Consider the following 22,441-nt stretch of genomic DNA (forward strand, 5'->3'; position numbering starts at 1 on the left):
GGAACCGGGTCCGCGGCAGGTGACATCGAGGTCGCGGAAGACCTCGTATCCTTGGGGTTGCAGGGCCTTGGGAAGGTCCCCTAACGCGGGTCCGGCTCCAGGGTTTTCAGTGGTGGCCCCTGGCCTCGGTGTTGGCGCACCGATGGCTGGGGGTCATCTTTCCCGGTGTCGTGGTTTCACCGGAGTTCGTCTAAATGCTCTAGCCAGGCGAAATCCTCCTTGAATTCATCGCTGATGACGGCTTCGATCTCCTCCATCGGCATGCCCGCTGAGCGGAGCTCGGCCATCCGGCGCCAGCCCTTCAGACCGCTCAACGTCCCGGACCGCATGTCGTCGATCAGTTGGCGGAGGAACTCGATCTCGGCGTTCAGCAGTGCCAGTTCGTATTCGTGCTCGATACTGAACACGCGTGGCATGCCCAGCGCCTTGCCCTTGTCCAGCAGCGTCTTGTTGGCCTGGTATGTCTCTTGCTGCTGGGCCAACCGGCGTTCCAGTAAGGAGATGACGTCGTCCGGCGGTAGGGCCGGCATCAACGACAGGGCAGCTTCGAACTGCGGGAACTCCTTCACCGGAGTGCTGAGCAGATCACTGAGCCACTCGACCATCATGGTCTTGCCGGCCCCGCTGATCCGGTAGACAGTGCGCTCGGGCCGGTTTCCCTCGCGGATTGTCTCGGTGGCCTCGATCAGTTCGCGCTTCTCCAATGAAACCACGACGGAGTAGAGCGAGCCGAAGTTCAGCTTGATGCTCTCCTCCTTCTGCCGCTCACGCAGAGTGCTCGACATCTCGTACGGATGCATCGGCTTCTCACTCAGGAGCGTCAGCACGGCAAGGGCCAGTGGATTGCTCGGCCGCTTCGACGCCATGCACGCTCCCTAATATACTGAACCGGTTACTTGAGTTCGAGTATTAGGGGTCGGGTGTCCGATGTCAAGTGGCCGTGGCGAACGACGGAACGTGCTGAGGTAGGGCTCAGGCCCGCCCATTCGTGGTCAGCGATTTGAGCAGGTTGAGGTCCTTGCTGGTGACCCCGGTGACACCGAGCTCTCGGGCCTGCCCAAGCTCTTCCGGAGTATCCACTGGCCAGGTGACGACGTGATCGATCCGGCGTCGGACCTCGGAGACGATGTCCGGCGTCAGCAGAGTGCGATGAATCGAGCACGCGAACACCGGCTGGGCAGTGGGCCACGTGCTCGGGTCCTTGCGGATCAGCTCTCGCAGGCGTTCGACCATGGGCCAGCTGCCGGCAGACAGCATCGGCCGGATGTGTGGAAGGTCGTGGAACGCTTTGAACATCCACCAATGCGGTGTAGAGATGGCGAGGGGTACGCCGGGCGCATGCTCCTGAAGCACCTTGGCCACCGCCGGCGCCAGGCCGGGACGCAGCCCTTTGAGATCGAGCATGAGGCGCTGACTGTCGTCTCCGAGGGACACGAGGAGGTCAGCCAGCGTGGGCACCACAGTATCGCGGCGACGAACCAGCTCACCCGGCTCCCACAGGAGCCGTGGGCCGAGGGTCTTTGTGTGGCGTATCTCCGGTACCCCTTTGAAGAAGCGGACATCCGCCTCGACGAGATCGATCCCGGAGTCGATTGCCTCGCGGAGGATGTTCGCGTCATTGGCCGCGCGGTGAGCGATGGTCAGCAATGCGGGAGCGCCCTCGCTGTGCCGTGGATCGCCGCTGGTGGTCATGGGGTGTCCCTGACTCCCTTCTGTGCCTTCCTCACTCCATTATCGAGGCTCGATACGCCCCTCTCAAGGGCGGTGCGGCGGCACACTTCCTACGTACCCACGCTGACAGCCTTCACCCGGACTTGGTCGAAGAGGGCCCATCGTCACGTCCGGCCCGTCTGATCGTCAGGCGTGGCGGTAGCTTTCGAGCATCGTTGCACATCCGTCCGGCTCGAAGGGGTTTCGAACGACGGTCACAACGTAGCAGTGGACCAGATCGCACCCTGCTCGTCAACCAGTTCGATGCTGACCACCGGTGCGGACGGCACCGGCATCACCCAGGTGGCGCCGGCCTCGGGGACGTGCCATTCACCCAGTGTCGTCGCGTTGCCGTCGGCGAGGCGGAGCCGGCATTCGTAGTGTCCATCTCCGCCGCCGGCGACCGTGACCACCACAACTCGCTGGTTGTCGAGGTAGCTGAATGCCGCGGTGCCTACGGTGTCGCCGTCCTCGGTCTGCAGGGGAGCCCCGGGGGCCGCGGCAACCGAGTCCGCCGGCGCGTCATCGCCGGCCGTGGTGGCGGCCACCGTGCCTCCGACGCCGAGCGCCACGCCCGCCAGGCAAGCGGCAAGGAGTGTGGCAGGCCGGTTCCAGCGGATCCGCCGCGGCGGTGGGGTTGCCTGATGGTGGGCTTCGCCCACACCCATCGCTTGGAGCACGGCGTGATCGAAACCAGGGCGCGGCTGGACATGTGGCGCGGCGGCCAGGGTGTCGTCGAGGGTGCGTGCGACGCCGTCGTAAGCCCGGCGGCAGTCGGAACAGGACGCCAGGTGGTGGATCAGTGACTGCTGGGCCGGTTCGGAGACGTCACCGAGGGCGAGATCCAGGAGCGAATCCTCGGTGGGATGTGGTTCAGTCATGACGCTCCTCCGTCTCCATCAGGGCACGCAACCGCCGTAGACCGGAGCGGATACGTGTCTTTGCGGTGCCGAGTGGGATGCCCTCGTGCTGGCCGACCTCGGCGGCCGTGCATCCTCCGAGCACCGCCAGCACGACGGCGCGGGCCTGTTCCGGTGCCAGGGCCCGGAGCCTGCGGATCGCCCGCTCCGCCTCGAGGCGATGCAGGATCGGCACCGCCGGGTCCGGCTCCCTGTGCGCATCGTGAACGAGCCGTTCTAGCGCCTCGTCGTCGATGGGGGTGCCACGTCGTATTCGGACGGCATCGATGGCGGCATTACGGGTGATGGTCAGCAGCCAGGTGAGTGCGGATGCCCGCCGGGGATCGAAAGTATGCGCCGCACGCCACGCGCGCAAGAAGACTTCCTGGCTCACATCCTCCGCCAGCGCGGAATCTCGCGTGATGGATATCGACAAGCCGAATACCGCACCCTGAAATCGGCGCACGAAGGCCGCCGCTGCCGGATGGTCTCCGAGTGCGAGACCTTCGACCAGAGCGGCATCCGAGGCTCGATCCGCATGGGTGAACATGTGCACGTCTGAGGATACGGACCGAACTGCTCACAGAGATTGCGTGAACGCCATTCTCTTCGGCCACACCCGCACACGTTCTTCTGCCAGAGCGGAATCGTGATCGTTGAAAGGCGCGCTGCGTACTGAAGTGACCACGTATTGATCATGCTCTCTGTGGTTTATTCGGAGAGCGCCTATCGTCGACAAGGATGCTTGATTTCAGACGGCAGATCGCCGGAAACATTCGTGCGAGAGGATCAGTGGCGGGCGACACGTTTGCCGTTTTGCCCGATTGAACTCGATTACATAACAAATTAGTATCGTTTGCGAAACGGATCCTACAAGTGCATTTCTCGTTAAGGAACTCGCAAGGAGAGGTAAGCCTTTCTAAAGCAGAGGAACGCCCCCTTGGCGACCTATGTGCAAGGGGGCGTTCCACTACTGGAGTGCTGTGGCGAGCAGTTGGTAAGCGGTCGGCAGTAGCGTTCGATACCTACCGTCGCCACGGAGAACGTCGGCTCAGATCGGGCGAACCTGATCGGCCTGCGGGCCCTTGGGGCCTTGGGTGATCTCGAACTCGACGCGCTGGTTCTCATCCAGAGTGCGGTAGCCCTCAACCTGGATGGCCGAGTAGTGCACAAAGACATCGGCTTCGCCGTTGTCTTGCGCGATGAAGCCGAAACCCTTCTCGGCGTTGAACCACTTGACGGTTCCCTGTGCCATGTGCTGTGTCCTCCTAGGGGACGGTGTTTTGGCGCCGCGCGGTGCGACTCCGGTTGCTGCTGCCGTCTCCCGCTACCGTGCTGGGCACAGAGAAGCGAAAAACGCCCGCTATAACAATCCACGGGCGGTCAAGGACGTGCGAGGAACTGTTACTGCAACCGCGGAAACAGTACCACCTTGAGCCCGCGACCCGCAGCATACGATGTTCGCTCTTTTTGTCAAAGGGTCCTTCCGAACCGTGAACAATGTGGGATCGTATCTGTTAAGAAAGTTTCCAGTCTATCTGTTCCACACCCAGGGTACTGAGGAGACTGTTGGCTCGGCTAAAGGGCCGTGATCCAAAGAAACCATTGTGGGCCGACATCGGGCTTGGATGCGCGGACTCGATACATGGTGTGTCGCCTAGCAGTGGGCGAAGGTTGCGAGCGTCGCGTCCCCAGAGGATGGCCACGAATGGTGTGTTCCTCATCACCAGAGCGCGGATTGCTTGATCGGTGATCACTTCCCAGCCCTTGCCTCGATGTGCTGCCGGTTGTCGTGGCGCCACGGTCAGCGCGCGGTTGAGCAATAGGACGCCGTGCTCGGTCCACGGAGTGAGATCGCCGTTGCTGGGCTCCGGGTAGCCGAGGTCGTCGGAGTACTCCCGGAAGATGTTGACCAGACTCGGTGGCAGCGGCCGGACGTGTGGTGCCACGGAAAAGCTGAGACCGACCGCGTGTCCAGGCGTGGGGTAAGGATCCTGGCCCACGATGAGCACCCGGACGTCTTCGAACGGCTGGGTGAAGGCCCGCAGGATGTTCTTCCCTTCGGGCAGGTACGAGCGCCCGGCGTTGATCTCGGAGCGCAGGAAAGCGCCCATCGCGGTGATCTGCTCAGCCACCGGCTCCAGTGCGCGTGCCCAGCCCGGCTCTACTAGTTCGTGCAAGGGTTTAGCCTCCGCCATGGTGTCCAACTCTAGGGGAGACCGGCGTTGGCGGTGCGTGGTGCCGGACGGCGCACATCACAGCCGTGAACGCACGGCAGGTGCGGGAGGGCGTACGAGTAATGCCGCGATGGCGATCAGGACCGGGATCGGCGCGGTGGCCAGCAGTACCGTGGTGTACGAGCCGGCGACCTGATAAGCGTAGGCGTAGATCAGCGGACCGAAAGCCGTGGATCCGACGGAGATGGCAGTGACCAGCCCGCGGATCGAGCCCAGGTGCGCGGTACCGAAGTACCGCGGAAACGTGGCGGCCTCCAGGACGCGCATCCCGCCACCTGCTCCGCCTAGCAGTGCGCCGAAGATCACGGCTGACATCCCAGGGGTGATCTGGGTGCCCCAGACGAGCCCGGCCGACAAACTGAGCATGGCGCCGACGATCAGCCATCGAGGCCGGACTCGATCCGTGAGCGCGCCCACCGCGAGGGTGGCCAGCAGCATGGCGATCGTTTGCCACAGGAAGTTGCCGGCAGCCGCGGTGGTTGAGAGGCCGCGTTCGGACAGCAGGCTGATCTGGTGGAAGTTGACCGCGGTCGACAACAACCCGCAGGCGGCCACCCCTCCCGTGACCACCCAGAAGTAGGGCGCCCGGACGGCCTGTGCGACGGTTGCTCCCCAGGCGGCGTTTCGATCGGCGTTGCTGTCGCTGGACGGAGTATCGCCGTCGGGGAGCTGACCGAGATCCGCCGGCCGGTCACGCATGCCGAGCAGCGCGATGGGAATGACGACCAGCCAGATCGCCACGCCTTCGACCGCCCAGGCGAGCCGCCATCCGTGGCTTGCGATGAACCCCTCCATGACCAGGGGTGTCATCGATATTCCGACCGCTCCCAGCGCCGAGACGATGCCCATCGCGGTCCCTCGCCGGCGGGTGAACCACAGGGCGGTCGCCGTTGTGGCGGTCAGCGACAGAGCCCCTTGTCCGGCCATCCGGATTCCGGCGAACCCTGCCGTCAGGCCGACGATCTCGCTGACGGCCGCGAGCGAGACCAGGACCCCGCCGAACGCCGCGCCGATGGTAGCCATGGTGCGCCGGACACCGTAGCGGTCCAGCGCCCGGCCGATCCACGGCATGATCAGCGCACCGACCAGCGTGCCGATCAGATAGGCCGTGGATATGGCCGAGCGAGAGATACCGAGGTCGGCCATCATCGGATCGATGAAAACCGACACGGCCGCGGTCTGCCCGGGTCCGGAGGCGGCCAGAGCGATCGTCGAGTACGCGACGATGTGCCAGCCGTAGAAGCTGTTCGCCTTGCGGTATGACGACGGTCGGTATGAGGACGGACGCGAGAGGGGGATGAGCGCAGGCAAAAGGAAGAGTTCCTTGGTCGAGCTGGTTGGTGCGGACGGTTCGAGCTGTACCGCGCTGAACAGCACCGAACGGATCGGACCATGTTACGGCATCGTTATGTACCGAGACGGGCTCCGTGCTCGGTGAGCGCGTTGTCTACCGGGCAGCGCCCCATTGCCTACCTGGGCGCAAACCTTACGAAGTGGGAAAACATCGCCCGCGGGGGCGACATCTCGGGTGCCGATGGGCGATTGTTGAGTCCATGAGTACTGACGCGGCCTCGCGGGTGCTTGTGGTGGACGACGATCCGGCGCTGGCAGACGTAGTCGGCCGGTACCTGATCCGGGACGGCTTCGAGGTGGACTACGCCACCGATGGTGTGGCAGGGCTGAAACAGGCTCTTGCCACGCTGCCGGACATCGTCGTGCTCGACCTGATGCTTCCGGGCATGGACGGCCTCGAGGTATGTCGGCGGCTGCGTCAGGTAGCGCCGATACCGGTGGTGATGCTGACCGCGCTCGGTGAAGAGAGCGATCGGATCACCGGGCTGGACATCGGTGCGGACGATTACGTCACCAAGCCGTTCTCGCCACGTGAACTCGCCGCGCGGGTGCGAGCGGTACTGCGCCGTTCGACAGGCGGCGTGGCGCACAGTTCGGTCGAGACACTGTCCGGAGGCGGCATCGAGATCGACGTCGTCGGTCACGAAGCCGTGCTCGGGGGCGAACAGATCGCGTTGACCGCCAAGGAATTCGACCTCCTGGTTCATTTTCTTGCCAATCCAGGACGGGCATTCCGGCGTGAGGAACTGCTCGAGACCGTGTGGGGGTGGCGTTTCGGAGACACGTCCACCGTGACCGTCCACGTGCGGCGGCTGCGCGAGAAGATCGAACGCGATCCATCCGCGCCACGGCACCTCCAGACGGTCCGCGGAGTCGGGTATCGGTTCCAGCCATGATCAGGCGGTGGCTTCTCACAGGGACCATCCTGGTGGTGGCTCTGATCGTGGCCGGAGTCATCGCCGTGATCTGCGGTGTGCCGGTCGACGAGGCGGTGATCCTGCTAGGGATCACCTTGGTCGCCTCCGCCGGGGCAGGAGTGATCGGCGCGACGGTGCTGCGCCGCTCCAGAGGGCATCCGGTGCGGGCGCAGGCGCTGATCGTGGCCCTCTCGTCAGTGCTGGTCACCGTGGCCGGCGTCGTGGCGGCCGCGTTCGCCATGTTCATCTCCACCCATGACCTCGTCGCGTTGACCATCGTCCTGGTCGTCGCGGCGGCCGTGGCCGTGGGCGCGGCATTTCAGATGGGCGACGACATCGGCGTCGGCACCCGGCAAGTGGGGGCGTACGCCCGGACCATGGTCGGTGGTGACGGCGTCATCACGGGCGTGCCGGAGGTCACCGGGCCGGGGGAGCTGGGATCGCTCGCGACCGAGCTGGCAGAGGTGTACCGGCAACTCGACGAGTCGCGGAAGCGGGAGCGCGCGCTGGAAGGTTCACACCGAGAGCTGATCGCCTGGGTGTCACATGACCTGCGCGCGCCGCTGGCGACCATCCGGGCCATGGCCGAAGCACTCGACGACGATGTCGCCGACGACGCCACGACCATCTCGAGATATCACCGGCAGATCCGGTCCGATGCCGAGCGTCTCACCGGCCTGGTGGAGGATCTGTTCGAGTTGTCCAGGATCAACAGCGGGGCACTGCGGCTGGCCAAGGAGAGGGTCTGGCTGGGAGACGTGGTCGCGGACGCCATGGCCAACGCCTACGCCGCGGCCGAGGTGAAGGGTGTGCAGATCACCGAACGGATCGGCCGGCTTCCAGCCGTCGAGGTATCGGCCCGCGAGTTCTGCCGGGCGCTGGACAATCTGCTCGACAACGCGATCCGGCACACGCCTGCCGGTGGGACGGTCGCGGTCGAGACCGAGATTCACGAGGGAGCGGTGTCGCTGAGCGTCGTCGACGAGTGCGGTGGCATCCCAGAGGCGGACTTGCCGAGGGTGTTCGACATCGCCTTCCGTGGTGACGACTCCCGGATACGCGACGAGCGTGGCGGCGGACTCGGCCTGGCGATTGCCCAAGGTCTCATCGAGGCGCACTCGGGGTCGGTTTCGGTTACCAATCACCACCACGGCTGTCGCTTCACGGTCCACTTAAGGGATGATGTGAGCAAGATGACTGACTTCGAGCGCGGTCCGTTGCGCTAGGGTTCATCTCGACGCTTTAGCGTGTCTACCGTCCGGCCATGCGAGGCACCGCCTCCAGACCCATCCCTCGTCAGGAAGTTACTCGTGCGCCTACGGATGCGACTTTCACCAGGTGACCCCATCTTCTACGATCTGTTCACGGCTTCGGCGCAGAACCTCCGGGCCGGGGTTCGGGTGTTGTCCGAGGCGCTCGCCCCGGATGCCGACCGAGCCGCCCTGGTGGCGACGCTCAAGGACATCGAACACACCGGTGACGAGCACACCCACGACATCATGAAGCGGGTCAACTCCGGGACCAAACCACCATTTCACCGGGACGACATCTACCGGCTCGCAGGCGGGCTCGACGACATCCTCGACGACGTCGAGGCCGCACTCGACTTCATGGTGTTGTACCGGGTCAAGGACCTGCCGACCGGCGTCGCCGCGATGGTGGATGTGCTGGACCGCGCCGCTGAGCTCACGGCCGAGGCCATGCCGCGGCTACGGACCGCCGCCCAGCTCACGAAGTACTGGATCGAGATCAACCGCTTGGAGAACGAGGCCGACCAGACCTATCGCCGGTTACTGGCCCGTATCTTCTCCGGAGAGTACGACGCTTTGACGGTGCACAAACTCAAAGACGTGATCGAGATCCTGGAATCGGCCGTGGACGGGTTCGAGACGGTGGCCAACATCGTCGAACAGATCGCCCTGAAAGAGTCGTGACCGGCTCAAGCACAGGCCATTTAGAGCGCGGTGAACCAGCCACGCCATCGTGGGTGGCTGGCTTGCAGCCAGATCGAAGCGAACCGCTGCCGGGCCTCCCGTGCGTAACCACGCTCGATAGTGGCGAGCGCGCCGAGCCCGAAGGCCGTCTCGGTGTCGTGCGACTGTTGAGCGAGGCGCTCTAGCAGCTCGCCCGCTTGGGCGGCGTCCTGGTGTTCGCCGAGCAGTTCGGTCAAACGCTCCATTTGCCTGGCGAACGCCCTGGCATCGTCGCCCAGTGCGAGGGCGACGCATTCAGCAGCATAGCGAGTGCGCTTGGCCAAGAGCCGTACGTCATGCCACTGCTGCGGGTCCGACTCACCGTTGAGATCACTGGCGGCGGACCACAGCCGCTCCCACGCCCCGCGCACCAACTGTGGGAGAACGTCGCGGGCAAGCCCCGGGTCTTGGCCGGTCAGTGGCGGACGGCCCCCGGTACGGGCGAACTCCTCATGAAGCGCCACGTAGCGGCCGGCGCCGAGCAACTCCGATGCGGCGGCCCGGGCGCGTTGGACCGAGGTCTCCAGCTCGGCGTCCAGATATTGACGGGCCCGCTCAGCGGGTACTTCAGCCGGGAGTTCTGTGACGTGGGCGCGCAGCCGTGCCCGCAGTACCTCGTACTCTCGTAGCTCACCCAGGCCTCGGGCGAACCATGCGAGCTCGCCGCGCATGTGGCCGGCCCACCCTGGGTCCAGCAGCGGCCGGAAGGTACGGATGGCCGACCTCAGCCGGCGTGCCGCAACCCGCATCTTGTGTACGGCGTCTTCCGATTGCTCCGGATGGCGGCGAAAGGCGATGTCGGCGTCGCGCAGGGCCCGCGCCTGCTTGACGACGTAGGCGGTTGCGGCGCTGCCCGCGGGGCTGTCCGGCTGTGGAGGCTCGGCCGGTGGTATCTCAGCTGCCGAGGCAGCGGCAGGGCCGAGCGCGCGCACGACCTTCGCCACGAACTCGCCGCTGACCGCGCCTGCTGAGGCCAAGGCTTCGGCGACGTGATCGAGGACCTTACCGGCCTGGCGCTGCTCGAGTTCCAGCTCCCGGAATCGTGCGGTGACAGTGCCATCCGGCGAGATCACATGGACGGTGTCGTCGACGAGTTCGGCGACAGGCCTGCCCTTGCCGTTCCGAATCTCCAATTTCGAGCGGTCCGTCCGAAGGACCGAGACGAGCTGCACGGGCGCCGTCCGGACGATGACCCGGATGATGTCGAGCAGCGCCACCGGCGGAGCGGCGGCGGATGCTTCTAGTGGCAACCGGATCTCATCGCGCACCTCGGAGGAGGTGCGATCAGCCGGGATCTTCAGGTGCCACCCTTGATCGTCGCCCGTACGGCGCCGCAGCGTGATGCCTTCCCGGGCGAGCCGGAGGTCCGGCGTGTCGAAGTAGGACGACACGAGCTCGACCGTGCCGAGGTCGTCAACGGCGTCCACGCCTTCGACACCATGCAGATCCGGGACGTTGAACAGCCCATGAACGCGGAACTTGTGCTCGACCTCACGCTCGGTGTGAGGGTGAGACATCTGTCCCGGTTCTGTCACGTGGCAGTCCTCCGGCGTCGCTTGCGATCGATCAGTTCTTGCTGCAGATCGGCGAGCGGTTCGCCGTCGGGCCCGGTGTGAACGCGTTTCCAGACGCCGTCCGGCTGCAGATGCCAGGCGGAGGTACCAGGTTCGAAGGCGAGATCGAACATGGCGTTCAGGTCCTCTAGATGTTGGGTGCTGTTGAGCTTGACGAGGACCTCGACGCGGCGGTCGAGATTGCGGTGCATCAGGTCGGCCGAACCGATCCAGTACTCAGGCTGACCGCCGTTCTCGAACGCCATGATGCGCGAGTGCTCGAGAAAGCGACCGAGGATGCTGACCGCGCGGATGTTGTCCGAGAGGCCGGGAACCCCCGCACGCAGGCTGCAGATGCCACGGATCCAGATGTCGACGGGGACACCGGCCTGGGATGCGGCGTACAAGGCATCGATCGTCTCTTCGTCCACCAACGAATTCAGCTTGAACCGGATCCGTGCCGGCCGGCCGGCTTCATGATGCTCGATCTCCCGGTGGATCCGGTTCAGGATGCCTGGACGCAGCGAATGCGGTGCCACCAGCAGACGGCGGTACTCCGACTCGATCGAGTAACCCGACAAGGTGTTGAACAGGTGGTTGGCATCCTCGGCGACGTCGGGATCGGCGGTGAGCAGCCCCAGATCTTCGTAGAGCCGTGCGGTCTTGGGATGGTAGTTACCGGTGCCGATATGGCTGTAACGCCGGATGCCGCCCGCCTCGTCGCGAACCACGAGACAGAGCTTGCAATGTGTCTTCAGCCCCACCAGACCGTAGACCACGTGCACACCCGCCTGCTCGAGCTTTCGTGCCCACGTGATGTTGGCCTGTTCGTCGAACCGGGCTTTGATCTCGACCAGTGCGAGGACCTGCTTGCCTGCCTCCGCGGCGTCCACGAGTGCGTCGATGATAGGTGAATCGCCGCTGGTGCGGTACAGCGTCTGCTTGATCGCCAGCACGTGGGGATCCGCCGCCGCCTGCTCGATGAACCGTTGCACGCTGGTCGAGAAGGAGTCGTACGGATGATGGACGAGGACGTCTCCCTGGGAGATGGCCGCGAACATGTCCGCCGGCGCTGCTGACTCGACGTCGGGCAGGTCGCGATGGGTGGCAGGAAGGAACGGGCGGTACTTGAGCTCAGCTCGGTCGAGGTCGGCAATGCCGCTGAGACCAGTGAGGTCGAGCGGGCCGGGTAGTGAGAACGTCTCGTGGTGGCTCACACCGAGTTCGCGTTGCAGGAGGTCCAGGACGTGTGGATCGACCGTTTCCTCGACTTCCAGCCGTACCGCCGGCCCGAATCTGCGCCGCATCAGCTCGCGTTCCATCGCCGTGAGCAGATTCTCGGCGTCGTCCTCCTCCACCTCGAGATCCTCGTTGCGCGTGACCCGGAACGTGTGATGCTGCTGGATCTGCATGCCGGGGAACAGCAACGACAAATGCGCGGCGATGATGTCTTCGAGCGGAACGAAACGTTGTTCGGACACCGGCAGGAAACGCGGGAAGTTCGGTGGCACCTTCACCCGGGCGAAATGCTCGGTCTCGTTGAGCGGGTTGCGGAGCATGACGGCCAGATTGAGCGATAGCCCGGAGATGTAGGGGAACGGGTGCGCGGGATCGACCGCGAGCGGTGTGAGGACGGGGAATATTCGCTCTTGGAACAGCGTGCGGAGTTTGTCGTGTTCGGCGGCGTCGAGGTCGTCCCAGCGGGGGAGCTCGATGTTCTCCTTGACCAGTGCGGGGAGCACGTCGGTTCGGAAACACTGGGTTTGCCGCGTCATCAGCTCTCGCGAGCGCTCGAGGGCGCGTTCCAACAGCCCCCGGGGAAGCAGCCCGCTGGCGGCCGGAACGGCCACACCGGCCGCTATGCGGCGTTTCAGGCCCGCGATCCTGACCATGTAGAACTCGTCCAGATTGCTGGAGAAGATGGAGAGAAAGCGGGCCCGTTCGAGCAGTGGCACGTCTGGATCCTCGGCGAGTTCCAGGACCCGGGTGTTGAAAGCCAACCAGGACAGCTCGCGGTCGAGGTAGCGTTCCTCCGGGGTGGACTGCTCAGGGGCCATATCACCCATGTTGACATGATCATATGAACAGTAGGTAGATGCGTTGGTCCTCGTGATGCGGCGGTAACCTGACGGATCGCTTTCAGGCGCGCCTGCGGTAGGCCACGTCGACGGAATGCCGGCGGAAACCCAGCCGCTCATAGACCTTCAACGCCGGGGCATTGTCGCCTTCGACGTAGAGCATGATCTCGTCGACGCCAGGGACGGACGCGAGGTGCGCCAGGCCCAGGGCCGTCAGATGGGCGCCGAGCCCGCTGCCCTGAGCGCGCGGTATGACGCCCAACACATAGACCTCGCCCACCGGCCGTGCCTCCGGAAGGTCTGGGGCTGGCGGATGGCATTTGGTCCAGTGGAAGCCGGCGACGTCACCGGCCGGGTCGACGGCGATGAAGAAGCCTTCGGGGTCGAACCAGGGCTCCGCCTCCGCAGCGCGGATGTCCGCGAGCGTGCGGCTTCCCTGCTCCGGATGCCAGGAGAAGGCGGCGGCGTTGGCCGAGACCCAGGCTGCTTCGTCTTGTCCGGGTACGAAGGTACGGACGGTGATGCCCTCCGGTGCGATCGTCTCCGGCACCGGCGCGGATGCGGGCCGGCGCAGTTGAAGTAGTTCTCTGGCCCGAACGAGGTCATGTCGCGCCGCGAGCGCACGCGCTGCCGGGTGGTCACCGTGTGACCAGATCCATAGCTCGTCGTCCACAGACGAGAGCAGCTCCGTCAGGAGGGCCGCGCCATAGCCCTGACCGCGCGCCTCCGGATCGACCAGGAGTTCCGCGGCGCGGCGGGTGCCTTGCGAGCCGGCGAACGCCACGCCCTTCGGGGCAGCCCCGCCCGAGTCCGGCCCTGCGACCAGCGCGACGTCGATCCGCCCGGCCAGCGCGTGCTGCCAGAGGTCGTCGGAGAACGGCGCGTGGCCGTCCGTGGCTTCAGCGCGTTCGGCGAGCGCACGCAACTCGTCCAGAACCGTGTCGTTGAATGTCGTGTCCCTGAGGATTCTCACATCCGCATCATCGCGGATGAAGTGAGCCGGCCCCGGTGCGGGTCAGGGCGGCGAGCATGGCCGGCGCGGGTACGGGATCAGCGCTGCAAGCGCACCGCATCCAGGGACGTAGGAGAGTCGTCTCGCACTGTGAGTTCAACTGAATGGTTGTCCTCGGGAAGTTCGACGACGGACGGCGCGGAGGTGGTCTGCCTGGATGCGCGCTGCTGTGGTGGTACGAACCGATAGCCGACGTTGCGGACGGTGCCGATCAGCGCTTCGTGTTCGGCGCCGAGTTTGGCGCGCAGCCGGCGCACGTGGACGTCCACCGTCCGGGTGCCACCGAAGTAGTCATACCCCCACACTTCCTGGAGGAGCTGAGCCCGGGTGAAGACCCGGCCCTGATGCTGGGCGAGAAACTTGAGCAGCTCGAACTCTTTGTAGGTGAGTTCAAGAGTGCGACGCCCGACTCGCGCTGTGTACGTGGCTTCGTCGATGACGAGATCACCGGAGCGGATCTCGTTGGGCTCGTCGTCGTGCACAGCGGCGAGTTTGCCTTGCGCGAGCCGCAGCCGGGCTTCGACCTCGGCTGGTCCCGCGCTTTCGAGGACGACGTCGTCTATGCCCCAGTCGGCCGTGATGGCGGCCAGGCCGCCTTCGGTGGCGATGGCCAGGAGCGGGGCGTCGACACCGGTGGTGCGCAGCAGCCGGGTCAGACTGCGCGCCTGAGGCAGATCACGCCGGGCGTCGACGATGATCACGTCACCGGCCGGCGCGTCGACCAATGCCGATCCTTCGGCCGGCAGAACCCGCACGTCGTGCAGGAGCAACCCCAGCGCCGGAAGGACCTCGTCAGAGGGCTGTGGGGCGTTGGTGAGTAGGACGATAGTTGCCATATCACGTCTCCTGTCGCCAGCCGTGTAAACGCAAAAGGACCCGGGGAGCTCCGTCGCCCAGGTCCTTACCTGCCGCTAACAATAGCGAACGGAGTGGGTTTGCGGTGAATCGAGCCCGGCTCCAGCCGTCGCTGACGCCGTCGTACAGGGGGCATCCGGGTGCGGGACCGCCTTGATCGGACGGCATCGCCGGACGTTGCCCGGCTGGCCACCGGCCGGCGAGTACAACTATTCGCATGGCGTGAAGCTGGCGAAACAACGCCGAAAGTGTGATGAGATGACGACATGGCGAAAGTGACGCTGCGCTACTGGGCCGCCTTGCGTGCCGCGGCCGGCGTGACCGAGGAGGCATTCGACGTTTCGACTCTTGACGAGGCCTTTCGGGCAGCCCGTACGGTGCACGGTGAGGACTCTCGTTTTTCCGCCGTGCTCGGCATCTGTGCGGTCATCGTGGACGAAACACCGGCCGGGTCCCGTGATCCGGCGCAGGTTCTGCTCGCCGAAGGCTCGGTGGTCGAACTGCTGCCGCCCTACGCCGGCGGTTGATAGAACCCGAAACGGTGGCTTCGGTCTCGCTGTCACACCGCCACCGGACGGGTCGGCTGTGTCGTGGGTCACGTTACAGGCCGGTCATTGACCGGACTGTTGCCGAGTTGTTGCCTAACCGGCGGAAGCCGGCAGAGTCGGTCTGTAAGGATTGATGAGTGCCTTCCGCCCGGTATTCCTTCATCGCTGCTTTGCTGGCAGGTGTGCTTACTCTGGCCTCAGCCTCCAGTACGGCTTTGATGGCTGGTGGGATCGCCCTCATCCAGGTCGTATTCGCCATGGGCGTGGTGCGTGCGTCTAACATGCGCTCGGCGCGCCCAGCCGCATGGCTGGCGCTGGCTGGTGGACTTGGCACTTTGATCTGGGTCGAGTTCAACGGCACTCCGGAGCTCGCGCCGATGGCCGTCGTGCTCGGGCCCACCGTGCTGGTCGCCTTCGTCGTCCAGCTGTTGCGTCGTGACGGGCGGCCGGGACTCAACTCAGCTCTGGCGCTGGTAGTCACTTCATGTGTGCTGGCCACCTTGCCCGTGGCGTGGTTGGCATTACGGCTCACGCCCGACGGCACAGCGGTCGTCGCGCTGGCGCTGCTGGGCGTGGCCGCCGCGGCATTGGCCGAGGTGCTGCCCATATCGAGAGCCATCCGCAGGGTCCTGGGCGTGCTGCTGGCCAGCATTGCCGCTGCCGTCCTTGTCGTCGTGGTGGGCCCGGTCGGCGACGCGGTGCCGGCGGTCAGCGCCGTCGTGATCTCCGCTTTCGCCGGTGTGATGGCCGCAGTGACTTCCGCGATCGCCGATCGGCTTGCCGGTGAGGTCAGCGCCGGTGAGGCCCCGGCGTTGGTGTCCGTTCCAGAAGAAGTCACCGTGCCGGATCTAGCCTCGGCCCAGGGCGGCGAGGCGTCGTCTATCGACGTCGAGGCTCCGGAGCGTGCCACAGTCGAGCCGCGCGCTGTTGCCGCGTTGTCGGTAATCGTGCCGCTACGTGTCGCTGGGCCGTTCGTGGCGGCCGCGCCGACCGCCTACGTGCTCGGGCGCCTGCTGGTCGGCTGACCAGGGCTTTGGGTCGCGCGCTACGGTGATTTTACCGTTGTATGCGCTTTCGGCGTGGACACGGATGACCGGCTCGGGCCGTGCGGAGTGTCGTCGAAGGAAGAAAACCGGGCACCGGGAGAGTTATGGAGCCTATGACCGGACTTGTCGTTGTGGTAGCGGTGCTCGCGCTGGCCACGGCTTTCGGGCTGTGGCGACGCCGTAGCGACGGCACCATGCGTGCGGTGCCGGAAGTCTCCGACGCGGAGCCTGACCTCAGCGAGCAGCTCGGTGGCGATCTCGGCGACCGTGCCACGCTGGTGCAGTTCTCCACGGCGTTCTGTCAGCCATGCCGTGCCGTGCGTGGGACGTTGTCGCATGTGGCGGGCACCGAGCGCGGCGTCGAACATATCGAGGTCGACGCGGAGAGCAATCTCGACCTGGTCCGCAGGCTGGGTATCGCCAGGACCCCCACCACGCTTGTCCTCGACGGTGCGGGGCGGGTGGTGGGCCGGGCTACGGGTGTGCCGAGCCTCGACGACGTCCGGGCCTCTTTGCCGCCCGCGTGATGCCCGGCGGAGCAAGCCGCTGACCAGGGCCGCCCAAAAAATGAGACGCGCCGTATCAAAATACGAGACGCAGTGTGACGTGGGAGGAAAAGGGGCTTAGTCTCAGAGGCGTGTTCCGCACAGAGCTGACCCGCCGCCGCGCCATCGACTACCGGCGCGTGTCCACCATGCTCTGTCGAATGTCCTGACGGGAGCGGTTTCCGCCTGCCCTTCAGCGTGGCTTTCGCTGCCCGCTCCCTACGTGTGCGTTCTTCCCCGGCCCGTCCACGTCAGGAGATCTCTACGATGATCGATCCACGAGGTCCACGCTTTGCCGCCGCTATCACCACGGTTGTGCTTGCTCTAGTGCTGATCACCGGCAACCCGTGGTTGCTGGGCTTTCAAGCCTTGGTCTTCGCTCTCGGGGCGGTGGGGGGCCCTGCGGCATCGCCGTACTCGTTCGTCTACGCCCGGCTGGTCCGGCCGCGGCTCGGACCACCCGCCGACCTGGAAGACCCGGCGCCACCCCGGTTCGCCCAGGCTGTCGGGCTGGGCTTCGCCATCGTGGGTCTGATCGGTCTCCTGGCGGGGGCGACCGTCCTGGCCTATATCGCAGTTGGTGCGGCGCTGGCGGCGGCGTTTCTCAATGCTGCCTTCGGCTTCTGTCTCGGCTGCGAGGTCTACCTGGCCTATCGCCGTATTTTGTCCACCCGTAGTTCCAACAACACACCACCGGAGGTCACTCCATGAGCCGCGAGTCCGTACTCGTCTCGGCCGATTGGGTCGAGCAGAATCTCGATAACCCCGAGGTCGTCCTCGTCGAAGTCGACGAAGACACCACGGCATACGACAAGAACCACATCCGGGGCGCGGTCAAGGTCAACTGGAACGCCGATCTGAAGGATCCCGTGCGACGTGACCTCGTCAACAAGGAGCAGTTCGAGGCGCTGCTTTCCCGCCTCGGCATCTCGCCGTCGGACACCGTGATTCTGTACGGCGGCAACAACAACTGGTTCGCCGCGTACGCGTATTGGCAGTTCAAGCTGTTCGGTCATGCCGACGTCCGGCTGCTCGACGGCGGACGGAAGAAGTGGGAACTCGACAACCGCGAACTCGTAGAGGACGTCCCGGAGCGGGCGCCGACGCAGTACGTCGCGCAAGAGGCGGACAACTCCATCCGCGCCTTCCGCGAAGAAGTGATCAACTCCATCGGTGCGCAGAACCTCGTCGATGTCCGCTCGCCAGACGAGTACGCAGGCCGGCTGCTCGCCCCGGCCCACCTGCCCCAGGAGGTTTCTCAGGTTCCTGGCCACATCCCGACGGCGGCCAACATTCCCTGGAGCAAAGCGGCGAACGACGACGGCACCTTCCGGTCCGACGACGAGCTGCGCCAGCTCTACGCCGACGAAGGCGTGGACCTCAACAAGGACACCATCGCCTACTGCCGCATCGGCGAGCGTTCGTCGCACACATGGTTCGTGCTGCGGGAGCTCCTCGGTGTGCCGAACGTGAAGAACTACGACGGATCGTGGACCGAGTACGGCTCGCTGGTCGGTGTGCCTGTGGCGCTCGGCGATGAGCCTGGGGAGGCCTGAGCACATGTGCGGAGCAACAACTGGTGGCGTTTCGCTCGACGGAGTGGATCTCGCCAAGGAGACCGTCATCCAGGGGGTCGTTTCCCGGGACGACGCGCCGCTGTCCGGCGCCTACGTCCGCCTGCTGGACGCCTCGGGAGAGTTCACGGCTGAGGTGCCGACGAGCGCGACAGGTCAGTACCGGTTCTTCGCCGGACCGGGGCAGTGGACGGTCCGGACGCTGGCGCCTGGTGCGCAGCCGGTGGACCGTTCGATTGTGGCGTCGAAGGGCGCTATCAATACCCTCGACGTGACCGTTGTCTGACGTCTTCGCCTGAGCGGCGTTTGTTCACCTGATCGCTTCCGCACGAGCGATCAGGTGAACAAGCTCACGCCGTCATTGCCGATACAGCGGCTGACCATCTGAGCTCCCGGAGGCCGCGGGAATCAGTAGACGAGGGCCTGCACGCCGTCGCCGAACACTTCTTCGACGAACGTTGCCGCACCAGCGATGCGCACACCTGGAAGCACGTCGTCCGGGCCGATCTCCCGGCGCGCCGCACACTGTGTGCATAACGTCACCGTGCCACTAGCCAGCAGCGTGTCGAGGAGGTCGGGTAGCGGCGCGGCATGCGGGAGATCGAACTCTGCCGCCCGGCCGGGCAGCGCGAACCAGGCTGACTCGCCGGTCAGCCAGAGTGAGACGTCGGCGCCGTTGGCGAGCGCGGTGGAGGCGACCGTGAACGCCTGTGAGCAGCGTTCGGGCGCGTCTGCTCCGGCGGTGACCTTGACGACGAGTGTTTGGGTCATGGCTCCACGATATTCAGTGCCGGCGCAACGAGTTTCGCGAGACCGATTGCCGGGCCGCGGGAGCCTACCGATAAACTCTTGGCGTGCTGGAAATCGTGTTTACGAGTCTCATGGTGCTTGTCGCCGTCGCAAGTGGCCTGATGGCGCTGCTCGTCGTGCTCAGGCTCTTCAAAGGCCAGTCCTGACGTCGTCGGTTGAACTCGTGATCCCCCACCGAGGTTTGGCGCCGTGATCGAAGTCCCTGACGACCTCCACCCGGACTGTGTCCCCATCGCCTGGCTGCTCGGCCGGTGGGAAGGCGCCGGGCTCGGCGACTATCCGACGATCGAGTCGTTCCGGTTCGGGCAGGAGATCGAATTCACGTACGTACCGCATAAGCCGTTTCTCTCATACGTCAGCCGCAGCTGGATCCTGGACGAAGACGGCAACCTCACCCGTCCGGCGGCGCGCGAGACCGGTTATTGGAGACCGCAGCCCGATCACCAAGTCGAAGTGCTGCTGACTCATCCCACCGGTTTCGTCGAGATCTATCTGGGCCAGATCGAGCCGGCTCGAGTCGAACTAGCCACTCGCGGCGTGCTGAAGACCGAGACCGCGAAGGACTACCGCAGTGGCCACCGTCTGTATGGCCTGGTAGACGGCAGCCTGATGTATGTGTACGAAATGTCGGCCATGGGGCAGGAGCTCCAGCCACACCTGTCGGCGGAGCTCAAGCGCGTCACCGGCGGGTCCCAAGCCGCGGACTGACCGGCCCGTTGTGTGCCGGTCCGTTACTCGGCGCCGGTACGGGAAGCTCGCGGGCCGAGCCGGTGTTGCATATGGTCGTGAGTGTGAATCCGTCGTATCGCAGTCCTTTGCTCGACACCTCCGGCGCCGTCCAGGCTCTCGAGCCGGACGAGGGCGTCGCCGCCCACTACGGTGACCCGTTGCGCGAACAGCGGCGCCTGGCGGCCGGTACCGGATTGGTCGATCTCTCGCACCGTGACGTGATCCGGGTATCGGGACCTGACCGGCTGACCTGGCTACATCAGCTCTTGACCCAGCACATGGAACGCCTGCAACCCGGCGAGGCGACCTCGGCCCTGCTGCTTGATGCCAACGGCAGGGTGGAACACGCGCTGTACGGCGTTGACGACGCGGAAGCGATCTGGTTCCACACGGAGCCCGGACAAGCCGAGAGCCTCGTGAGGTATCTGGACTCGATGCGTTTCTGGTCACAGGTCGAAGTCGCCGACGTCACGGATGATTTCGCGATGGTCTGGGAGCCGGTCACCACCGCGGCCGCTCATCTGAGCCGGGTCACCGCACGCGGCCGGGATGTATTCGTTCCGCGGTCACAGCTACGGAGTTACGTGGGCGACGAGTCCGGACTGGCAGGCATTTGGGCCTACGAAGCACTACGAATCGAGGCGGGCGAAGCTCGCTTGGGCCGGGAAACCGACGAGCGCACGATCCCGCACGAGGTTGCCTGGATCGACTCAGCGGTCCACCTGGACAAAGGCTGCTACCGCGGCCAGGAGACGGTGGCGCGGGTACACACCCTCGGACGGCCGCCTCGCCGGATGGTCATGCTGCATCTCGACGGCTCGGTGGACCACCTGCCGGAGCATGGCGACGAGGTCAAGGCCGGCGAGCGGACCGTTGGCTTCGTCGGATCGGCTGCGCGGCATCACGAACTCGGGCCGATCGCCCTGGCTGTGATCAAGCGCAACGTCCCGGTGGACGCACCCCTTGATGCCGGAGGTGTCGCGGCGTCGCAGGAAGTCGTTGTCGACCCCGAGATTGGCTTGCACGTACGCCCGCAGCTCCGGTGAAATGAGGTGCCTCGGCGCCCGGTGGCCGTGACCCGACTCGCACCGCTCAGCCACGGGCGTCGCCGTGCGCACCGTGATCAGTTCGGAGGGTGTTCCGGCTTGCGCCAGCCGTGCCGAGGTTCGTATCCAAGGATCCGCCGAGCCTTGTCGATGCTCAGTAGTGTCTCGTGACTGTCCAGCGCCTTCTTCCTGGGTATATCCGGATAGATCGCGTCTAGCAGATCGTCGTTGCCTGCCTCCATGACCGAGTCGGCATTGGCGATCACGAACACCTCCGCTCCGGTGATGTCGGATTCGAGCGCCAGCCGCATCGCCTGTGCCGCGTCTCGCGCGTCGATGTAGCTCCACAGGTTCCACTTCCGGAGCCCGGGCTCGTCCTGGAAATCCGCGAAGCGGACGTAGTCGTCCGGCTCCATCACATTGGAAAGCCGCAGGCCGATGATCTTGAGTTCTGGGTCCCATCGGCAGAATTGCTTGGCCATCTCCTCGCCGAGGAGCTTGGACAACGAGTATGCGCTTTCCGGTCGCCCTGGGTACTCCTCGTCCACCGGGACGTACGGCGGGTGCACATCGAACGGCAGCCCGAGGACGGTCTCGCTCGAGGCCCAGACCACATTCTTGATGCCCAGCTGCCGGGCCGCCTCGAACACGTTGTACGTGCTGACCGTATTGACGCTGAAGGTGACTGGATTGGAGGCCAGGCCGGGGGCGGGAATGGCGGCGAGATGCACGATGCCGGTGACGCCGGAGACCCGCTCGTCGATGCCGCCGAGCGCGGAGACCGCCTGGCCGAAATCGGTCAGATCAACACGAGTGTGCCGGACGGTGGGGTCGGCCGGCGGCACAAGGTCGACGGAAGTGACGTCGTACCCGTGCTCGGTCAGGTCGGCGACGCAAGCGCGGCCCGCCTTGCCGCTGCCACCCGTGACGATGATCATGTTCTCTGCCTTTCGTCGGCAAAAGTCCGGTGCGTTGGTGGTTGGTTGCTCAGGCGTCGAGGATGAGGGTCACCGGGCCGTCGTTGACGAGGCTGACCTTCATGTCCGCCCCGAACACACCCGTCTCCACCTTGGCGCCCAGCTTCCCCAGGGCCGCGGCGAATGCGGTCACCAGCGGCTCTGAGACCGAGCCCGGGGCGGCGGCGCTCCATGACGGCCGCCGTCCCTTCCTGGTGTCGGCGTACAAGGTGAACTGACTGACGACGAGGATCGGCGCGGACACGTCGGACGCGGACTTCTCCCCGTCGAGGATGCGCAGATCCCACACCTTACGCGCCAGCTTGGCGGCGGTCTCCTCGTCGTCGTCGTGTGTGACACCGAGCAAGACGAGCAATCCCTGGCCCGAAGCGCCGGCTGCTCCGGCCGCCGGATCTGGGCCGCCAGGTTCGCTCCCGGGATAGATGGCGCCGGCTACCTCGCCGCCCACGCGGACCGATGCCGACGTCACACGCTGAACTACAGCTCGCATGAGCACGATCCTGTCACCAGCCGGAGCGACACCGCCGACCGGCCGCGCGCGACGTCCGATTCCCGCCGGAACGTCGCTGCTCAGCTTGC

25 protein-coding genes are annotated in these 22,441 nt (G+C 65.4%); 11 read left to right on the plus strand and 14 right to left on the minus strand.

The window, feature by feature from the left end; all coding sequences use genetic code 11:
- Positions 1–176: 176 nt before the first annotated feature.
- The 7 genes from F7O44_RS15125 to F7O44_RS15155 all read right to left on the minus strand — a co-directional run bounded on the left by F7O44_RS15125 (position 177) and on the right by F7O44_RS15155 (position 6,223).
- Positions 177–866, minus strand: a complete 690-nt coding sequence (locus tag F7O44_RS15125; protein ID WP_162451107.1) for a PadR family transcriptional regulator — start codon at positions 864–866, stop codon at positions 177–179.
- Between the two features lie 106 nt (positions 867–972).
- Positions 973–1,692: a glycerophosphodiester phosphodiesterase gene (locus F7O44_RS15130; RefSeq protein WP_162451108.1), complete on the minus strand. Its 720-nt coding sequence runs from the start codon at positions 1,690–1,692 to the stop codon at positions 973–975.
- 233 nt (positions 1,693–1,925) lie between these two features.
- Positions 1,926–2,591 (minus strand): hypothetical protein, encoded by a 666-nt coding sequence (locus F7O44_RS15135; RefSeq protein ID WP_162451109.1) that lies wholly within the window; start codon positions 2,589–2,591, stop codon positions 1,926–1,928.
- Positions 2,584–3,159 (minus strand): RNA polymerase sigma factor, encoded by a 576-nt coding sequence (locus F7O44_RS15140; RefSeq protein ID WP_162451110.1) that lies wholly within the window; start codon positions 3,157–3,159, stop codon positions 2,584–2,586. The genes F7O44_RS15135 and F7O44_RS15140 overlap by 8 nt, the downstream gene beginning before the upstream one ends.
- A gap of 501 nt (positions 3,160–3,660) precedes the next feature.
- Positions 3,661–3,864, minus strand: coding sequence for a cold-shock protein (locus F7O44_RS15145; RefSeq protein WP_162451111.1), 204 nt, complete (start codon positions 3,862–3,864; stop codon positions 3,661–3,663).
- Between the two features lie 262 nt (positions 3,865–4,126).
- Positions 4,127–4,807 carry a uracil-DNA glycosylase gene (locus tag F7O44_RS15150; RefSeq protein WP_162451112.1) on the minus strand — a complete coding sequence of 227 codons (681 nt, stop codon included), beginning with the start codon at positions 4,805–4,807 and terminating at the stop codon, positions 4,127–4,129.
- Positions 4,808–4,864: 57 nt separating this feature from the next.
- Positions 4,865–6,223, minus strand: coding sequence for an MFS transporter (locus F7O44_RS15155; RefSeq protein WP_222851393.1), 1,359 nt, complete (start codon positions 6,221–6,223; stop codon positions 4,865–4,867).
- Positions 6,224–6,399: 176 nt separating this feature from the next.
- On the opposite strand from F7O44_RS15155, the gene F7O44_RS15160 reads away from it, so the two are divergent.
- The 3 genes from F7O44_RS15160 to F7O44_RS15170 all read left to right on the plus strand — a co-directional run bounded on the left by F7O44_RS15160 (position 6,400) and on the right by F7O44_RS15170 (position 9,050).
- Positions 6,400–7,095, plus strand: coding sequence for a response regulator transcription factor (locus tag F7O44_RS15160; protein ID WP_162451113.1), 696 nt, complete (start codon positions 6,400–6,402; stop codon positions 7,093–7,095).
- 35 nt (positions 7,096–7,130) lie between these two features.
- Positions 7,131–8,342, plus strand: coding sequence for a sensor histidine kinase (locus F7O44_RS15165; protein WP_222851394.1), 1,212 nt, complete (start codon positions 7,131–7,133; stop codon positions 8,340–8,342).
- Between the two features lie 96 nt (positions 8,343–8,438).
- Entirely contained in the window at positions 8,439–9,050 is a 612-nt protein-coding gene (locus F7O44_RS15170; protein WP_162451474.1) for a DUF47 domain-containing protein, read from the plus strand.
- Positions 9,051–9,070: 20 nt separating this feature from the next.
- Here the strand turns inward: F7O44_RS15170 and F7O44_RS15175 are convergent, their stop codons facing one another.
- The 4 genes from F7O44_RS15175 to F7O44_RS15190 all read right to left on the minus strand — a co-directional run bounded on the left by F7O44_RS15175 (position 9,071) and on the right by F7O44_RS15190 (position 14,568).
- On the minus strand, positions 9,071–10,624 hold the full coding sequence (locus tag F7O44_RS15175; protein WP_162451115.1) for a CHAD domain-containing protein: 1,554 nt from the start codon (positions 10,622–10,624) through the stop codon (positions 9,071–9,073).
- The gene (locus F7O44_RS15180) at positions 10,621–12,708 is read right to left on the minus strand and encodes an RNA degradosome polyphosphate kinase (protein WP_222851396.1); all 2,088 of its coding nucleotides are present in this window, start codon (positions 12,706–12,708) and stop codon (positions 10,621–10,623) included. The genes F7O44_RS15175 and F7O44_RS15180 overlap by 4 nt, the downstream gene beginning before the upstream one ends.
- 73 nt (positions 12,709–12,781) lie before the next feature.
- Positions 12,782–13,693: a mycothiol synthase gene (gene mshD, locus F7O44_RS15185; RefSeq protein ID WP_162451117.1), complete on the minus strand. Its 912-nt coding sequence runs from the start codon at positions 13,691–13,693 to the stop codon at positions 12,782–12,784.
- A gap of 77 nt (positions 13,694–13,770) precedes the next feature.
- The gene (locus tag F7O44_RS15190) at positions 13,771–14,568 is read right to left on the minus strand and encodes a winged helix-turn-helix transcriptional regulator (RefSeq protein ID WP_162451118.1); all 798 of its coding nucleotides are present in this window, start codon (positions 14,566–14,568) and stop codon (positions 13,771–13,773) included.
- 285 nt (positions 14,569–14,853) lie between these two features.
- Here F7O44_RS15190 and F7O44_RS15195 point away from each other — a divergent pair, with 285 nt between their 5' ends.
- The 6 genes from F7O44_RS15195 to F7O44_RS15220 all read left to right on the plus strand — a co-directional run bounded on the left by F7O44_RS15195 (position 14,854) and on the right by F7O44_RS15220 (position 18,586).
- Complete coding sequence (locus tag F7O44_RS15195) at positions 14,854–15,114, plus strand: MoaD/ThiS family protein (RefSeq protein ID WP_162451119.1); 261 nt, start codon at positions 14,854–14,856, stop codon at positions 15,112–15,114.
- A 158-nt stretch (positions 15,115–15,272) separates the two neighbouring features.
- The gene (locus F7O44_RS15200) at positions 15,273–16,160 is read left to right on the plus strand and encodes a hypothetical protein (RefSeq protein WP_162451120.1); all 888 of its coding nucleotides are present in this window, start codon (positions 15,273–15,275) and stop codon (positions 16,158–16,160) included.
- Between the two features lie 134 nt (positions 16,161–16,294).
- The gene (locus tag F7O44_RS15205) at positions 16,295–16,708 is read left to right on the plus strand and encodes a TlpA family protein disulfide reductase (RefSeq protein ID WP_162451121.1); all 414 of its coding nucleotides are present in this window, start codon (positions 16,295–16,297) and stop codon (positions 16,706–16,708) included.
- A 285-nt stretch (positions 16,709–16,993) separates the two neighbouring features.
- A complete protein-coding gene (locus F7O44_RS15210) occupies positions 16,994–17,437 on the plus strand; it encodes a DUF4395 domain-containing protein (protein WP_162451122.1) in 444 nt (147 codons plus the stop codon).
- Positions 17,434–18,282 (plus strand): sulfurtransferase, encoded by an 849-nt coding sequence (locus F7O44_RS15215; protein ID WP_162451123.1) that lies wholly within the window; start codon positions 17,434–17,436, stop codon positions 18,280–18,282. Before F7O44_RS15210 ends, F7O44_RS15215 begins: the two co-directional genes overlap by 4 nt.
- Positions 18,283–18,286: 4 nt before the next feature.
- Positions 18,287–18,586: a DUF1416 domain-containing protein gene (locus F7O44_RS15220; RefSeq protein WP_162451124.1), complete on the plus strand. Its 300-nt coding sequence runs from the start codon at positions 18,287–18,289 to the stop codon at positions 18,584–18,586.
- A 122-nt stretch (positions 18,587–18,708) separates the two neighbouring features.
- On the opposite strand, the gene F7O44_RS15225 is transcribed toward F7O44_RS15220, so the two are convergent.
- Positions 18,709–19,071 (minus strand): DsrE family protein, encoded by a 363-nt coding sequence (locus tag F7O44_RS15225; protein WP_162451125.1) that lies wholly within the window; start codon positions 19,069–19,071, stop codon positions 18,709–18,711.
- Between the two features lie 228 nt (positions 19,072–19,299).
- On the opposite strand from F7O44_RS15225, the gene F7O44_RS15230 reads away from it, so the two are divergent.
- Positions 19,300–19,818: a heme-binding beta-barrel domain-containing protein gene (locus F7O44_RS15230; protein ID WP_162451126.1), complete on the plus strand. Its 519-nt coding sequence runs from the start codon at positions 19,300–19,302 to the stop codon at positions 19,816–19,818.
- A 71-nt stretch (positions 19,819–19,889) separates the two neighbouring features.
- A complete protein-coding gene (gene ygfZ, locus F7O44_RS15235; RefSeq protein ID WP_162451127.1) occupies positions 19,890–20,885 on the plus strand; it encodes a CAF17-like 4Fe-4S cluster assembly/insertion protein YgfZ in 996 nt (331 codons plus the stop codon).
- Between the two features lie 77 nt (positions 20,886–20,962).
- Here ygfZ and F7O44_RS15240 read toward each other — a convergent pair whose 3' ends face one another.
- Positions 20,963–21,823 (minus strand): NAD-dependent epimerase/dehydratase family protein, encoded by an 861-nt coding sequence (locus F7O44_RS15240; protein ID WP_162451128.1) that lies wholly within the window; start codon positions 21,821–21,823, stop codon positions 20,963–20,965.
- Between the two features lie 49 nt (positions 21,824–21,872).
- Positions 21,873–22,352, minus strand: a complete 480-nt coding sequence (gene dtd, locus F7O44_RS15245; RefSeq protein ID WP_162451129.1) for a D-aminoacyl-tRNA deacylase — start codon at positions 22,350–22,352, stop codon at positions 21,873–21,875.
- Positions 22,353–22,441: the final 89 nt, after the last annotated feature.

The sequence above is a fragment of the Phytoactinopolyspora mesophila genome, from assembly GCF_010122465.1.
Taxonomy (GTDB): Bacteria; Actinomycetota; Actinomycetes; order Jiangellales; family Jiangellaceae; genus Phytoactinopolyspora; species Phytoactinopolyspora mesophila.